Below are 14,045 nucleotides of genomic sequence, written 5' to 3'. Positions count from 1 at the left end.
GACGTCGCACATGCAATAGATTTCATTGTCGCGCTTTTCCTCCGGGTGTGCTGACAACAAATTGTTGCGGTTTCGTAACGGATCGTTCGTCGCCTTTCGCTGCCTTATGCTGTCTTGCTTGGCGTTACACGCCGTTGCCGCGCGTGAGCGCGAATCCTTCGTCGAGCCAGCCCGTCACGCCGCCGAGCATCAGCTTCACCGGCCGGCCGAGGCGCGCGAGCCTGAGCGCCGCGCGCGCCGCGCCGTTGCAGTGCGGGCCGGCGCAATAGACGACAAAGCACGTGTCGCGCGCAAATTCGGACAACTTGCTTTCAATGATCTTTCGATGCGGCAGGCTGAGCGCGCCGGGCACGTGCGCGGCCGCATAATGCTCGGCGCTGCGCACGTCGAGCAGCACGAAGTCGGGCGCGCCGGACGCGAGCGCGTCGTGCACGTCCCAGCAATCGGTCTCGAAGGCGAGCGATGCGGCGAAATGGGCGACGGCGGCGGCGCTGTCGGCGGCGGGAATCTCGGTGACGTGGGACATGTCGGTTCTCCTCGGGTCGGAACGCGGCGGCCGGGGGGCGGCTGCGGACGAGCGCTCAGTATCCGGGGCGCCCGCGCGGTGCGACAGTGGCGCGATCGACAACTTCCGGTAACATCGCGCCATGCACAATCATCTTGTCGTCGCGCTCGCCTACGATCGGCTCTGCACCTTCGAATTCGGCTGCGTCGTCGAACTGTTCGCGCTGCCGCGGCCGGAGCTCGGCGTCGACTGGTATCGCTTCGCGGTCTGCGCGAGCGAGCCGGGGCCCGTGCGCGCGGCGGGCGGCATCAAGGTCGAGGCGCCGTATCGGCTCGCGCTGATGGATCGCGCGGACACGATCGTGATTCCCGGCTGGCGCGATCCGGACGAAACGCCGCCCGAGCCGCTGCTCAAGAAGATCCGCGGCGCCCATCGGCGCGGCGCGCGGCTGTGCTCGATCTGCTCGGGCGTGTTCGTGCTTGCCGCGGCGGGCGTGCTCGACGGCGCGGCCGTCACGACGCACTGGCGTTACGCCGGGCGTCTGCAGGCGCGCTACCCGTCGCTGCGCGTGAATCCCGATGCGCTCTACGTCGACGAAGGGCGGATCGTCACGTCGGCGGGCTCGGCGGCGGGCCTCGACATGCTGATGCATCTCGTGCGCCGCGATCACGGCAGCGCGATCGCGAATCGCGTCGCGCAGCGGCTCGTGCTGCCGCCGCATCGCGACGGCGGCCAGGCGCAGTTCGTGCCGCGGCCGTTGCCGAGCGTCGGCGGCGACCGGCTCGCGAAGCTGATCGACTGGATGCGCGAGCATGCGAGTCAGCCGCACACGCTCGCGACGCTCGCCGCGCGCGCGGCGATGAGTCCTCGCACGCTGCAGCGGCAGTTTCGTGATGCGACAGGGCTCGGCCCGTACGAGTGGCTGATCCGCGAGCGGATCGGGCTCGCGAAGGAGATGATCGAGCGTGACCCCGCGCTGCCCGTGGCGCGCGTCGCCGCGCTCGCGGGGTTCGGCTCGGAGGAGTCGCTGCGCCGGCATTTCAGGCGCATCGCGGCGACGAGTCCGACCGCGTATCGCCGCAGTTTCGATGTGGGTTGATGTGTGTCGATGCGCGGTGTGTGACGCGCAACGCGGCGGGGCCCGTGACGGCGTCGCGTGCCGTGGTCGTGTATGTTGCGGGGACGCGCATGTCGCGGACGCGCATGTCGCGAACGTGCGCGCTGCCCATACGCACTCGATGAGCACGCGTCCCCGGCGCAGCGAGCGCCTGCTCGAGTTGCATCGCACAACGCCGGTCGCTTTTTCGACGCGTGCGTAACCGCCCGCATCGGCGCTATCATCGCCACTTCACATCCGTCAGACCGCTCGTCTGCTACGCGCCATGACCACCGCCATTGCATCCGCCATCGATCACGACCGCCTCGCCGATTTCATCGAACGCAAATGGAACGACGAGATCCTGCACGCGCTGACCGACTACATCGCGGTGCCCGCAAAAAGCCCCGCGTTCGATCCCGACTGGGCGAAGCACGGCTATATCGAACGCGTTGCCGTCGATGCCGCGCAGTGGGCCGAGCGGCAGCCGGTGAAGGGGCTGAAGGTCGAGATCGTGCGGCTCGCCGGCCGCACGCCGGTGATCTTCTTCGAGACGCCGGCGACGCGCGCGGGCAGCGCCGACACGATCCTGCTGTACGGCCATCTCGACAAGCAGCCCGAATTCGACGGCTGGCGCGCCGATCTCGGCCCGTGGACGCCGAAGTTCGAGGGCGGCAAGCTGTACGGCCGCGGCGGCGCGGACGACGGCTATGCGATCTACGCGAGCCTCGCGGCGCTCGGCGCGCTCGACGCGCAGGGCATCGGGCGGCCGCGCTGCGTCGGCCTCATCGAGACCTGCGAGGAGTCGGGCAGCTACGATCTGCTGCCGTACGTCGACGCGCTGCGCGCGCGGCTCGGCGACGTGAGCCTCGTCGTGTGCCTCGATTCGGGCGCGGGCAATTACGATCAGCTTTGGCTCACGACGTCGCTGCGCGGGCTCGTGTCGGGCGACCTGCAGGTCGAGGTGCTCGAAGAGGGCGTGCATTCGGGCGTGTACGGCGGGATCGCGCCGTCGAGCTTCCGCGTGATGCGCCAACTGTTCGAGCGGCTCGAGGATGCGGCGACCGGCAATCTGCTGCCCTCGTCGTTCCATTGCGAGGTGCCGGCGAGCCGCCTGCGCGAGACCGAAGCGGCCGCGTCGATTCTCGGCGACGCCGTGTGGAAGGGGCTGCCGTGGGCGTGCGGGCAGGACGGCAAGCCGGTGCTGCCGACGACGACCGATCCGCGCGAGGCGCTCCTCGATTCGACGTGGCGGCCGTCGCTGTCCGTCACGGGCGCGCAGGGCCTGCCCGCGCTCGAGAACGCGGGCAATGTGCTGCGGCCGCGCACCGCGTTCAAGCTCTCGCTGCGGCTGCCGCCGCTCGTCGACGCCGCGCAGGCGGTGCAGCGGCTGAAGGCGCTGCTCGAGCTCGATCCGCCGTACAACGCGAAGGTCACGTTCCAGCCCGAAGCGGGGGCGGCGACCGGCTGGAATGCGCCGGACGTCGCGCCGTGGCTCGGCGCGGCGCTCGACGACGCGTCGCGCCGGCACTTCGGCGCCGGCTGCGCGTACATGGGCCTCGGCGGCACGATCCCGCTGATGAACGTGCTGCACGAAGGCTTCCCGTCCGCGCAATTCATGGTGTGCGGCGTGCTCGGCCCGAAATCGAACGCGCACGGGCCGAACGAGTTCCTGCACGTGCCATACGCGAAGAAGCTGACGGCCGCGGTGGCCGACGTGATCGCCGCCGCGCATTGATGTGCGTGTCGATTCGTCCTTCTCTTCCGGTGACGGCTGCATCGCCGCGCGCATCCGGCGGCGCGGCCGTGGACGTTCGCTCACGCGCGGCGCGATGGCGCGGGCTGCGATGAACTGGAAAGCGGAAAAACTGCGCGCGGACGAACTTGCCGAGCAACTCGACGCGCTCGGGCCGATCGGCGTCGCGCGCTTCTTCAGCGGCGCGTCGCTCAGGCTCGACGGCGTGCTGTTCGGCTTCGTTCATGCGGGATCGCTGTTCCTGCGCGTCGACGACGACAACCGCGCGGCGTTCGAGCGCGCGGGCATGCGGCCGTTCTCGTATCCGGGGCGCACGCGCACGGTCGTCGTCGGCGGCTATTACGAGACGCCCGCCGACGTGCTCGAAGACGTCGGCATGCTGCGCGACTGGTGCCGCGATGCGTATCGCGCGGCGCGTCGCGCGAAGCGGGCGTAGCGAGGCTGCGGCACGCCGCCGCGCGATGCGCGCCCGCGCGCGCAATGGTGTACGGTGTGCGCGATGGCGTGTGGGTGAAGCCGAAGGCAGCGGCTGGGGCGGCGTCGTGCGCGTGTGAGACTGCCTGAGCGCAAGACCGCGCGCATCGGTCGCTTGCGCCGTTGCGTGGGCGTTGCAAGCGTGCCGTCGAGCGCGCGATCGCGAAGCGTGCGGCGCAGACGGCGCACGACGGTATGGAGGATGCAAACGCGCGCGGCGCGAGGTGTACGATGCACGGCGGCAGCGTATGCCGGTTCGACCGACAACAAGATTTCCCCAACTGGAGACATGTCCATGCTCGTCCTGATTCTCGGTTTGGTGATCTTCCTGGGTACGCATTCGATTCGGCTGGTCGCGGGCGATTGGCGCGCCGCGCGGATCGCGGCGCTCGGCGAGCAGCGCTGGAAGGGGATGTATGCGCTCGCGTCGGTGGCCGGATTCGCGCTGATCGTCTGGGGCTACGGGCTCGCGCGCGCGGACATGGCGTCGCTGTGGTTTCCGCCGGTCGGCATCCGGCATCTGACGGGGCTCCTGACCGCGATCGCGTTCGTGCTGCTCGTGGCGGCTTACGTGCCGGGCACGCGGATCAAGGCGCTCGTCGGCCATCCGATGCTCGCGGGCGTGATGGTGTGGGCGGGCGCGCATCTGCTCGCGAACGGCACGCTGCATGCGGAGCTGCTGTTCGCCGCGTTCTTCGTATGGGCGTTCGTCGACTTCATCGCGTCGCGCGCGCGCGATCGGCGCGACGGCGTTCGCTATCCGGCGGGCTCGCTCGCGCGCGACGGCATCGCGATCGTCGTGGGCCTCGTCGCGTGGGCGCTGTTCGCGTTCGTGCTGCACGGATGGCTGATCGGCGTGCGCCCGTTCGCGTGACGGCGCGGGCGGCGGCGCAGCGGCGCGATGCGGCCGCTGTTTCGCGGACGGCGCGAAAACAAGGCGATCGGTTTTGAGCGATTCGAAATCAAGAGTTCGAAAAATTCGCGTTCGGAAATTGAATGATTGATGACGGTGCGCGAGATGGAAAGCCTGATGGAGAAAGGCTTGGGCACCAGTCTGGCGCAGTACCCGGTCACGAAGCGGTGCAATGGATGCTGGTGTATCGAAAATCGAAACGGACGAATGTCTCGGCGCACGACTTTTTGAATCGCCTATTTGTTTTCGATTTTTTTAATTCTCGTCTTCCTCATTTTCAGCGACTACGTTTGCTTCGATGCTGCCCGCCACGCAGCCAAGGAGTGACGCATGAAAGCGCCCCGCTTGCTGAACGGTTTCGCGGCGATGCTCGCCGCATCGCTGCTGTGCTTGCGGCCGGCGGACGCCGGCGCGCAGACCCCGCTCACCTACACGACGTCGTGGATCGGCAACACGTTCGGCTTCGGCGACGGCAAATGGGTGCAGCAGAACATCGAGGCGATCGCGATCGCGCCCGACGGCACCGTCTATGCGAACGCGCCGTGGGACGAGAGCGGCGCGGAGGTCAGTGCCTACCGCGGCGGCGATCGCGTCGCGGTGGCCGGCTGGACGCACGGCTGGGGCAGTCACGGCGGCGACGCCATCGCCGTCAACGGCGCCTACCTGTACGCGGCGATGTCGATCAGCAACGAAAACGGCTTGCTTTCCGGCGCCGATTTTCCGCCGAAGGGCCAGACGTGGTACGGCCTCACGCGGCGGCCGCTTTCCAGCATCAAGATCGGCGCGCCGTTCGCGAGCGGCATCGGCAATAGCTGGAATCCGGCGAAGAACAGCTTCCTGCGCGTGAACGTGTCGCCTTCGGGCGTCGACGGCAGCGTGCGCGGCATCGCGGCGACCGACCACGAATTGTACGTCGCGAACACGGCGTCGAACCTGATCGTGGTCTACGACGCGAACACGATGCGCCAGTTGCGCAGTTGGTGCGCGAACCAGCCGGGCCGCATCGCGGTCGACGCGGACGGCTCGCTGTGGGTGATCGAAGGCTACGCGGCGGCGGCCGGTCGCGCGATCGCGCATTACACGGCGTCGGGCGCCGCGCTGCCGTCGCTCGCCGCGCTGCCGCCGGGCGTGCTGCCCGCCGATCTCGCGATCTCGCCGTCGGGGCAACTGCTGATCGCCGACAGCGGCCCGTCGCAGCAGATCTACGTCTACGCGAAGCCGGCCGGCGTGCCGGTGCTGTCGGGCATGCTCGGCACGCGCTCGGGCATCTTCCATGCAGTCAAGGGCGCGCCCGGCGACTGGCGCTTCAACGGGCCGACCGGCATCGGCTTCGATCGCGGCGGCAATCTGTACGTATCGCAGAACGGCTTCGGGCCGCGCGCGCCGGGCTCGGCGCTGACGGGCGAAGGCGCGGTGCTCGAGAGCTACGCGTATGCGAGCCGGACGCTGAACTGGCGGCTGGACGGGCTGCTGTTCGTCGACGGCGGCTCGATCGATCCCGACGAGCCGAACCAGGTGTTCACCGGCTCGAAGCGCTTCGCGATCGACTATACGAAGCCGCCCGGCCAGGACTGGCGCTACGCGGCGTTCACGCTCGACCGCTTCGGCTTTCCCGACGATCCCGCGTTCCATCTGCCGAAGGGCGTGCGCGGCGAGCCGATGCTGCGGCGGGTCGGCGGCCGCCGGCTGCTGTACACGATCGACATGTATTCCCACTATCTGAGCGTCTATCGCTTCGACACCGCGACGCAAGGGCAGATCGCGATTCCGGCGGGCCTCCTGTCGCAGAACCCGATACCGGGTACGTGGCCCGCCGGGCAGCCCGCATACGGCGAATGGATGTGGCGCGACGCGAACGGCAACGGCAAGGTCGACGCGAGCGAGATCGTCGCGAATCCGGCTACCGGCAACACGATGCAGAACGGCTTCTGGTGGGTCGACGCGGCTGGCGACGTGTGGCTCGGCTCGCTCGTGAGCGGCATTCGCCGGCTGCCGTTCCAGGGCTTCGATGCACACGGCAACCCGATCTACGATTACGCGAGCGCGCAGATGTTCGCGATGCCGGCGCCGTTCAACCGGATCGCGCGCGTGTCGTACCAGCCGGACAGCGACGCGATGTACGTCGCGGGCTTCACGCCGGCGCTGCCTTACGATCCGGCGCACTGGAAGGAGCAGGGGCGCGTGCTCGCCCGTTACGACAACTGGCGCTCGGGCGCGCCCGAGCTGCGCTATGCGATCACGCTGCCGTGGGACATGAGCGCGAATCCGCAGCGCACGACGGTCGGCTTCGCGGTCGCGGGCAATTACGTGTTCGTCGCCGAGCTGTACACCGCGAAGATCGACGTCTACGACGCGCGCACGGGCGTGCTCGCCGGCTATATGACGCCGGGCGCCGACGTCGGCGGCACGAGCGGCTGGGTCGACGTCTATCTCGGGATCAGCGCGTTCCAGCGGCCGACCGGCGAATACGTCGTGCTCGTCGAGGACGACGCGCGTGCGAAGCTGCTGATGTATCGGTGGACGCCTTGACGCGGCGCGGCGCGGGCGTTGCCGCGCCTCTTGTTGAACGCCGCCGCTTCGCGTTATCGTCCGAAACATTCGCCATCGGCGTTTTGTATTCGGAGCCCTGCCGTGCCTATCTCATCGACGTCCGCGCTGCGTTTTTCGGCCGACAAGGCCGAACTCGACATCGACACGATCCACGCCTTCCTGCGCGACGAGGCGCACTGGTCGAAGGGCATTCCGCGCGACGTGGTCGAGCGGGCGATCGCCGGATCGCTGTGCTTCGGCGCGTATCTCGACGGGCGGCTCGTCGGTTTCGCGCGTCTCGTCACCGATCACGCGACGTTCGCCTACCTGTGCGACGTGTTCGTGCTGCGCGAGCAGCGCGGCAAAGGCTACGGCCGCGCGCTGATCGACCACGTGTTCGCGCAGGACGCGGTGCGCGCGCTGCGCCGCGTCGCGCTCGTCACGAGCGACGCGCACGCGCTGTATCGCCCGGTCGGCTTCACGGCGCCCTCGCATCCGGAGCGCTGGATGGAACTGCATCGGCCCGGCGTCTACGCGTAGCCGAAAGCGGGTGCGCGCTGCGCCGGGCGCGCCGCGCATACAATACGCGCTCGTCGATTTTCATGGAGCGCATATGACCGAGCAGGAAGCCGAACGCATCGCGACGCATCGTCATTACAAGGGCGGGCTGTATCGCGTGATCGGCGTCGCGCGGCATTCGGAGACGGAGGAGCGGCTCGTCGTCTACGAGCAGTTGTGGCCGAAGGAGCGCAGCCTCTGGGTGCGCCCCGCGGCGATGTTCGACGAGACGCTTGCCGACGGCGCGCCGCGTTTTCGCAAGCTGGGCGATTGAGCGAGCGCGAACGGGCGCCCGCGCCCGCTCCCGCCCGCGGCCCTTACCCTAGCCCGGCGAGTCGATCCGCCCCGATCGCCCGCGCGATCTCCTTCGGCGCGCGGCCGACCTCGACGACGGGCGTTTCGTGCCAGTCGGCGAGCTTGCGGATCGCGCGTCCCACATCGGCCGCGAGCCCCGTGCCGATCCGCACGCCCGGCTCGATGTGCACGGCCTTCAGCTCGAACACGCGCTGCGCGCGATGCGCCTTCGCGTCGACGCGGCCGACGAGCCGCCCGCGGTGCAGGATCGGCAGGCAGAAGTAGCCGTAGCGTCGCTTGTGCGCGGGCGTGTAGCACTCGATCGTGTAATCGAAGTCGAACAGCGTCGAGGCGCGCCGCCGGTCCCAGACGACCGGATCGAACGGCGACAGCAGCGTCGTGACCGTTGGGCGCAGCGCGCCGTCGCGCGCGGCGTCGACGAGCGGCGCGAGCTCGCGATGCACGAACGCGTCGGCGCTCCAGCCATCCACCGCGACGGGCAGCAGCTCGCCCGTGTCCGCGAGCGCATGCAAATCGTCGCGATACGAGCGCTTCGGCAGCCGGTAATAGTCGGCGATCCAGTCCGCGCGGACGATGCCGAGCGCGCGGCAGGTGTTGTCGACGAGGCGAGGCAGCACCGTTTCGCGCGGCGGCAGGTCGCGCGCGTCGTCCCAGCCCGGCAGCACGCGCTCGGCAACGTCGTAGACGCGCTGGAAGTTGCGCCGCTCGGCGACCATCAATTGCCCGGTCGAGAACAGCACTTCGAGATGCCGCTTCTCGGGCTTCCAGTCCCACCAGCCGTTGCCCTTGCCGGCGCCGCGCGCGAAATCGGCGGAGCGCACGGGGCCGTTCGCGCGGATGTGCGCGAGCAGCGCGTCGATTGCGCCGCGATGCTTCGCGTGCCATTCGGCCGCGTATTTCCAGCCCATGCCGACGGGGTTGAGCATCGTGTGGCGCATCAGCCCGAAGTCCTCGATCGGCAGGAAGCACGCTTCATGCGACCAGTATTCGAACAGTTCCGCGTCGGCGAGATGCTCGTCGAGCCATTGCGGCGCATACGCGCCGAGCCGGCTGAACAGCACGAGATACGGGCTGCGCGCGACGACGTGGATCGTGTCGATCTGCAGTTGGGCCATCCGGCGGATGGCGACGAGCACGTCGGCCTTGACCGCCTTGCGGCGGGGCGGCGTCAAGAGGCCCTGCGCGGCGAGGTGCAGCGCGCGGGCGGAGGCGATCGAGAGCGGGGCGGACACGAGCGGCGGGGGAAAGGGCGCACGAGAAACGGATGCGCCACTGTAGCGCGAATCGGCCCGGCGCGCTGCGCGCGGCGAAGCGTTGCCCCGCCAGGGCAATCGCATGAATGGGCGTTAACAATCAAGGAGTGACGAGCGGGGTTGTAAACCGAGGCGAATCAAGCGTTTACTACCATCTTTTGCGGAGGCATCAGATGACGGAAACGCAAGCCTTGAGCATCGAAGACGCGTTCGGCGAGTTGCGCGATCCGCGTAGCCGGACGCCGGCCGACGATTGTTGGCGGTCAAGGAGAACCAGCCGACGCTGCTCGTGGAGATTCGCACAACGCTCGACGCGCTCGACCGTCTTCCGCCCGGCGAGCGCTGGGACTGTTCGAATGAGCATCGAGCCGTCGAAAAGGACCACGGCCGGATCGAAACGCGTCGCTGCCTCGTCAGCGACGTGGTGAGCACATGGCGCGCGGCGGCGCTGTGGCCGGGCATGCGCTCGATCGCAATGGTCGAGGCCACACGCGAGATCGGCGGCACGGTGTCGGTTGAACGCCGGTATTACGTGACGAGCCTACCGCCCGATGCGGTGCGCGTGGCGCACGCCGTGCGTTCCCACTGGGGCATCGAGAATTCGATGCACTGGGCGCTCGACGTGGCATTCGGTGAAGACCAGTGCCGGGTGCGGGTCGAGAATGCGGCGCAGAACTTTGCCATCCTGCGGCGCATCACGATGAACCTGCTGCGCAAAGATACTCAGACCAAGGCCGGCCTCAAAATCCGTCGACTCAAGGCCGCCACCAGCGACAACTACCGGGCTCAACTCCTTGGCTGGTAAGGACCTTCATGCGATTGCCCTGGTTGCCGCGCGGGCGTCTGACAATCGTTGACAGAAGTCTCTCGGAAGTTTCCTTATAGTCTCATCGAAACAAGCACTCTGCTTCCGACGCACGATACCTCTATGGCACGCAGGGAGCGAGTCCGGACGCCTCACCCCCGTCGAGGCGGCCGGGCAGTTCAAGCGGACATCCATGCGGCTTTCAGCCGGCCCCGAGTGGATGTCCGCCGATTTTTTTGGAACGACGGATTTTCGGCGGCCCAATCCCGGCCGGCCATTCGATTCCAGCCGGCGGCGCACGTCGCGTCCCGCCCGCTTCTCCACTTGCTTCGTTTTCCTGATCGCTTCGGCCGCGCGGCCCGCTTCAGCTTCGCTTGCCGCGCGCTACCTCGTCGCCCGCGTTCGGCGCCAGCCGCCGCGTGATCGGAATCGACGCGAACGAACACAGGCCGACCACGACGAACGCCGGCCAGAAGTCCGACCAGACCATCGTCGGATGTCCCTGCGCCCAATGCGACACGTGCAGCACGAGCGCCGCGACCGTCACGCCGAGGCCGAGCGACATCTGCTGGACGACGCTGCCGAGGCTCGTCGCGCGGCCCGCGTCGCGCGAGGCGATCTCCGCGTAGATCATCGAATTGAGGCTCGTGAACTGCAGCGACGGAAAAATGCCGCCGACGAGCACGATGAGCCAGATCGCGAGCGTCGACATGCCGGGATGGAACACGCCGTACGCGGCGATCGCGAGCCCGGCGAACGCCGCGTTGTACATCAGCACCGTCCGGAAGCCGAAGCGCTTGAGCGTGCGCGGCGCGAGCATCCGCGTGAACGCGCCGCCGACGGCCGACGCGCAGGTGATCGCGCCGGAATGGAACGCGCTCATGCCGAGCCCTTCCTGCAGCGCGAGCGGCAGCAGGAACGGCACCGCGCCGAGGCCGATCCGGAACAGCGAGCCGCCGACGACGCTCGCGTGGTAGGTGGGGATGCGCAGGAAGCGCAGATCGAGCACCGGCCGCTCGACGCGCCGCGCATACAGCACGTAGCCGCCGAGGAGCGCCGCGCCCGTCGCGCCCATCGCGAGCGCGGCGCCGCGCGTGACGAGCGCGCCGTCGAGCAGCGTGAGGCCCATCAGCAAGAGCGCCGCGCCGGCGGCGGACAGCACGAAGCCGAACCAGTCGAGCGGGCCGGGATCGAGCTCGTGCGTGTTCGCGATGTGCCTGTTCGCGAGATAGATGCCGAGGATGCCGATCGGCACGTTGATGAAGAAGATCAGCCGCCAGTGCAGGTACGTCGTGATGAAGCCGCCGAGGAGCGGCCCGGCCGCGGGCCCGAAGAGCGCGGGCACGCTCAGGTAGTTCATCGCGCGCACGAGCTCCGAGCGCGGCACGGCGCGGAAGATGATGATGCGCCCGACGGGCACCATCATCGCGCCGCCTACGCCTTGCACGAAGCGCGCGAACGTGAAGATCTCGAGATTGTTCGACGCCGCGCACAGCAGCGAGCCCGCGACGAAGATGCCGATCGCGGTGCGGAACACGGTGCGCGCGCCGAAGCGGTCGGCGAGCCATCCGCAGATCGGGATGAACACGCCGAGGCCGACGACGTAGCTCGTGATCGCGATGTTCAGCGTGACGGGGCTCTGCCCGAAGTCGCGCGCCATCGCGGGCAGCGCCGTGACGATGATGTTGGCGTCTACGCTCTCCATGAACAACGCGCAAGCGACGATCAGCGGTGCGATGAAAGCGTAGATGGCAGACGGCATGGCAACGACGCGCGTAAAGATGCCATTATTGCATCGATTGTTGCAGCATGCTTGCGCGCGCAACGGTGTGTTGTCGCCGCGCGTCGCCGTTCGGAGAGCCGGCCGTCGCGGCGCGAGACCTGCCGGCGATCGCGAAAGGCATCGTCGACGCGGCGGACGAGCGCAGCGAAACCAGCGCGCCCGCGCTTGAAGCGCGCGTGCTGCACGCGGCGCACGGCTATTTGCGCGTCATGTGCGAAGAACCGCTTGCCTGAGCGCCGGTTTTCGTGCGAATCTGCCCGCCGCGGCATACCACAGACAAACGCCGCGACGCGCCGGGCCCGCGCGAGCAGGAGACCGTATTGCCGTTCATCTCGAAAACGGGAGGAGGAGATATGGTCACGCCGCGGCGTCGCCCGCTTCATGTTGAAAGTCCGTTCTATCGTCGCCTGCTGAACGCGCCCGCGTGGGTCGCGCTCGTCGCCGCGGCCGGTATCGGCTGCACGAGCGCGACGCTCGCGCGCGCCGACTCGTCGCCTGCGCCTGCATCCGCGGCCGTGTCGAGCGCCGCTTCCGCGCCGAGCGCCGCGTCGATTCCGCCGCCGCCGAGCCAGCTCTACGGCGATCTCTTTGTTGCGGTGCAAACCGCGCAGATCTTCGAAGACCAGAAGACCTTCGTCGATTCGACGCCGAACGCCGATCCCGCGACGATCGTCCAGTTGTACCAGCAGCAGAAGGGCCAGCCCGGCTTCTCGCTGAAGGCGTTCGTCGCGCAGTTCTTCACGCCGCCGTCGGATCAGTCGGTGACGCCGCCGCCGAACCAGACGCTGCGCGAGCACATCGACTGGCTGTGGCCGAAGCTCACGCGCACGACGGCGACCGTGCCGCCGTACAGCTCGCTGATTGCGCTGCCGAAACCGTACGTGGTACCGGGCGGGCGCTTCCGCGAGGGCTATTACTGGGACACGTACTTCACGATGCTCGGCTTGCAGGAGGCGGGCCGAGAAGATCTCGTCGACGACATGCTCGACAACTTCGCGTACCTGATCGATACCGTCGGCCACGTGCCGAACGGCAACCGCAGCTATTACGTGAGCCGCTCGCAGCCGCCGTTCTTCGCGTACATGGTGACGCTCGCGGCGAAGGCCGAGGGCAATCGCGTCTATCAGAAGTACCTGCCCGCGCTGCGCAAGGAATACGCGTACTGGATGCAGGGCGAGCGCACGACGCCGCGCGGCCAGGCGACGCGCAACGTCGTCGCGATGCCGGACGGCTCGGTGCTGAACCGCTACTGGGACGCGAGCGACACGCCGCGCGACGAGTCGTATCTCGAAGACGTGAAGACCGCGCGGCAGGCGAGCGGCCGGCCGGCGCCGGAAGTGTGGCGCGACCTGCGCGCGGCGGCCGAGAGCGGCTGGGACTTCAGCTCGCGCTGGTTCGGCGACAGCCGCACGCTCGCGACGATCCGCACGACCGCGATCGTGCCCGTCGACCTGAACAGCCTGATGTTCAACCTCGAGACGACGATCGTGAAGGGCTGCGCGGTGACGCGCGATTTCGCGTGCGTCGCCGAGTTCGCCGGCCGCGCCGGCAAGCGCGCGGTCGCGATCAATCGCTACCTGTGGAACCGCAACGGCTATTACGGCGACTACGACTGGAAGCGCGGCTTGCCGCGCGAGAACCTGACGGCGGCGGCGCTGTATCCGTTGTTCGCGGGCGTCGCGTGGCCGGAGCGCGCGAAGCAGACCGCGAAGAATGTGCAGAAGACGCTGCTCAAGCCGGGCGGGCTCGCGACGACGGCTTACGATACGACGCAGCAATGGGACGCACCTAACGGCTGGGCTCCGCTGCACTGGATCGCGCTCGTCGGGTTGCAGCACTATGGCGAGAAGTCGCTCGCGAACGACATCGGCACGCGTTTTCTCGCGGACGTGAAGGGCGTGTACGCGGCGCAGGGCAAGCTCGTCGAGAAGTACATCGTCGAAGGCGCGGGCACGGGTGGCGGAGGCGGCGGCGAATATCCGCTGCAGGACGGCTTCGGCTGGACCAACGGCGTGACGCTCAAGCTGCTCGACCTGTACGGCGGCTGACGCGCGACGC

At 68.4% G+C, this 14,045-nt stretch carries 13 protein-coding genes; 10 read left to right on the top strand and 3 right to left on the bottom strand.

Features of this window, described 5'->3' with window-relative positions:
* Positions 1-124: 124 nt before the first annotated feature.
* Positions 125-526 (bottom strand): rhodanese-like domain-containing protein, encoded by a 402-nt coding sequence (locus WS92_RS11200; protein ID WP_006027680.1) that lies wholly within the window; start codon positions 524-526, stop codon positions 125-127.
* Positions 527-647: 121 nt separating this feature from the next.
* On the opposite strand from WS92_RS11200, the gene ftrA reads away from it, so the two are divergent.
* The 7 genes from ftrA to WS92_RS11165 all read left to right on the top strand — a co-directional run bounded on the left by ftrA (position 648) and on the right by WS92_RS11165 (position 8,105).
* On the top strand, positions 648-1,604 hold the full coding sequence (ftrA, locus tag WS92_RS11195) for a transcriptional regulator FtrA (protein WP_059931650.1): 957 nt from the start codon (positions 648-650) through the stop codon (positions 1,602-1,604).
* 283 nt (positions 1,605-1,887) lie between these two features.
* Positions 1,888-3,339 carry a M20 family metallopeptidase gene (locus WS92_RS11190; protein WP_059931652.1) on the top strand — a complete coding sequence of 484 codons (1,452 nt, stop codon included), beginning with the start codon at positions 1,888-1,890 and terminating at the stop codon, positions 3,337-3,339.
* 109 nt (positions 3,340-3,448) lie between these two features.
* Complete coding sequence (locus WS92_RS11185) at positions 3,449-3,793, top strand: TfoX/Sxy family protein (RefSeq protein ID WP_059931684.1); 345 nt, start codon at positions 3,449-3,451, stop codon at positions 3,791-3,793.
* Positions 3,794-4,126: 333 nt separating this feature from the next.
* The gene (locus tag WS92_RS11180; protein WP_059931686.1) at positions 4,127-4,705 is read left to right on the top strand and encodes an NnrU family protein; all 579 of its coding nucleotides are present in this window, start codon (positions 4,127-4,129) and stop codon (positions 4,703-4,705) included.
* A gap of 369 nt (positions 4,706-5,074) precedes the next feature.
* Positions 5,075-7,273 (top strand): NHL repeat-containing protein, encoded by a 2,199-nt coding sequence (locus WS92_RS11175; RefSeq protein WP_059931654.1) that lies wholly within the window; start codon positions 5,075-5,077, stop codon positions 7,271-7,273.
* Positions 7,274-7,375: 102 nt separating this feature from the next.
* Positions 7,376-7,813, top strand: coding sequence for a GNAT family N-acetyltransferase (locus WS92_RS11170; RefSeq protein WP_059931656.1), 438 nt, complete (start codon positions 7,376-7,378; stop codon positions 7,811-7,813).
* A gap of 73 nt (positions 7,814-7,886) precedes the next feature.
* On the top strand, positions 7,887-8,105 hold the full coding sequence (locus WS92_RS11165) for a DUF1653 domain-containing protein (RefSeq protein ID WP_059931658.1): 219 nt from the start codon (positions 7,887-7,889) through the stop codon (positions 8,103-8,105).
* A 43-nt stretch (positions 8,106-8,148) separates the two neighbouring features.
* Here WS92_RS11165 and WS92_RS11160 read toward each other — a convergent pair whose 3' ends face one another.
* Positions 8,149-9,378, bottom strand: a complete 1,230-nt coding sequence (locus WS92_RS11160; protein ID WP_059931660.1) for a winged helix-turn-helix domain-containing protein — start codon at positions 9,376-9,378, stop codon at positions 8,149-8,151.
* A gap of 277 nt (positions 9,379-9,655) precedes the next feature.
* Between WS92_RS11160 and WS92_RS11155 the strand changes: the two genes are divergently transcribed.
* Positions 9,656-10,204: an ISAs1 family transposase gene (locus WS92_RS11155; protein WP_061083842.1), complete on the top strand. Its 549-nt coding sequence runs from the start codon at positions 9,656-9,658 to the stop codon at positions 10,202-10,204.
* Positions 10,205-10,568: 364 nt separating this feature from the next.
* On the opposite strand, the gene WS92_RS11150 is transcribed toward WS92_RS11155, so the two are convergent.
* Entirely contained in the window at positions 10,569-11,966 is a 1,398-nt protein-coding gene (locus WS92_RS11150) for an MFS transporter (protein ID WP_009914584.1), read from the bottom strand.
* 47 nt (positions 11,967-12,013) lie between these two features.
* Here WS92_RS11150 and WS92_RS11145 point away from each other — a divergent pair, with 47 nt between their 5' ends.
* Entirely contained in the window at positions 12,014-12,220 is a 207-nt protein-coding gene (locus WS92_RS11145) for a hypothetical protein (RefSeq protein WP_006027670.1), read from the top strand.
* Between the two features lie 120 nt (positions 12,221-12,340).
* On the top strand, positions 12,341-14,035 hold the full coding sequence (gene treA, locus WS92_RS11140) for an alpha,alpha-trehalase TreA (RefSeq protein ID WP_059930293.1): 1,695 nt from the start codon (positions 12,341-12,343) through the stop codon (positions 14,033-14,035).
* Positions 14,036-14,045: the final 10 nt, after the last annotated feature.

Source organism: Burkholderia sp. MSMB1588 (assembly GCF_001546925.1).
GTDB lineage: Bacteria > Pseudomonadota > Gammaproteobacteria > Burkholderiales > Burkholderiaceae > Burkholderia > Burkholderia humptydooensis.
The sequence above is the reverse complement of the archived record's forward strand: the minus strand, read 5'-3'. Positions and strand labels throughout refer to the sequence as shown.

Bases quoted from the DNA above. Each gene is read 5' to 3' on its own strand.
- WS92_RS11200 (WP_006027680.1), bottom strand. From the start codon at position 526: ATGTCCCACGTCACCGAGATTCCCGCCGCCGACAGCGCCGCCGCCGTC.
- ftrA (WP_059931650.1), top strand. From the start codon at position 648: ATGCACAATCATCTTGTCGTCGCGCTCGCCTACGATCGGCTCTGCACC.
- WS92_RS11190 (WP_059931652.1), top strand. From the start codon at position 1,888: ATGACCACCGCCATTGCATCCGCCATCGATCACGACCGCCTCGCCGAT.
- WS92_RS11185 (WP_059931684.1), top strand. From the start codon at position 3,449: ATGAACTGGAAAGCGGAAAAACTGCGCGCGGACGAACTTGCCGAGCAA.
- WS92_RS11180 (WP_059931686.1), top strand. From the start codon at position 4,127: ATGCTCGTCCTGATTCTCGGTTTGGTGATCTTCCTGGGTACGCATTCG.
- WS92_RS11175 (WP_059931654.1), top strand. From the start codon at position 5,075: ATGAAAGCGCCCCGCTTGCTGAACGGTTTCGCGGCGATGCTCGCCGCA.
- WS92_RS11165 (WP_059931658.1), top strand. From the start codon at position 7,887: ATGACCGAGCAGGAAGCCGAACGCATCGCGACGCATCGTCATTACAAG.
- WS92_RS11150 (WP_009914584.1), bottom strand. From the start codon at position 11,966: ATGCCGTCTGCCATCTACGCTTTCATCGCACCGCTGATCGTCGCTTGC.
- WS92_RS11145 (WP_006027670.1), top strand. From the start codon at position 12,014: ATGCTTGCGCGCGCAACGGTGTGTTGTCGCCGCGCGTCGCCGTTCGGA.
- treA (WP_059930293.1), top strand. From the start codon at position 12,341: ATGGTCACGCCGCGGCGTCGCCCGCTTCATGTTGAAAGTCCGTTCTAT.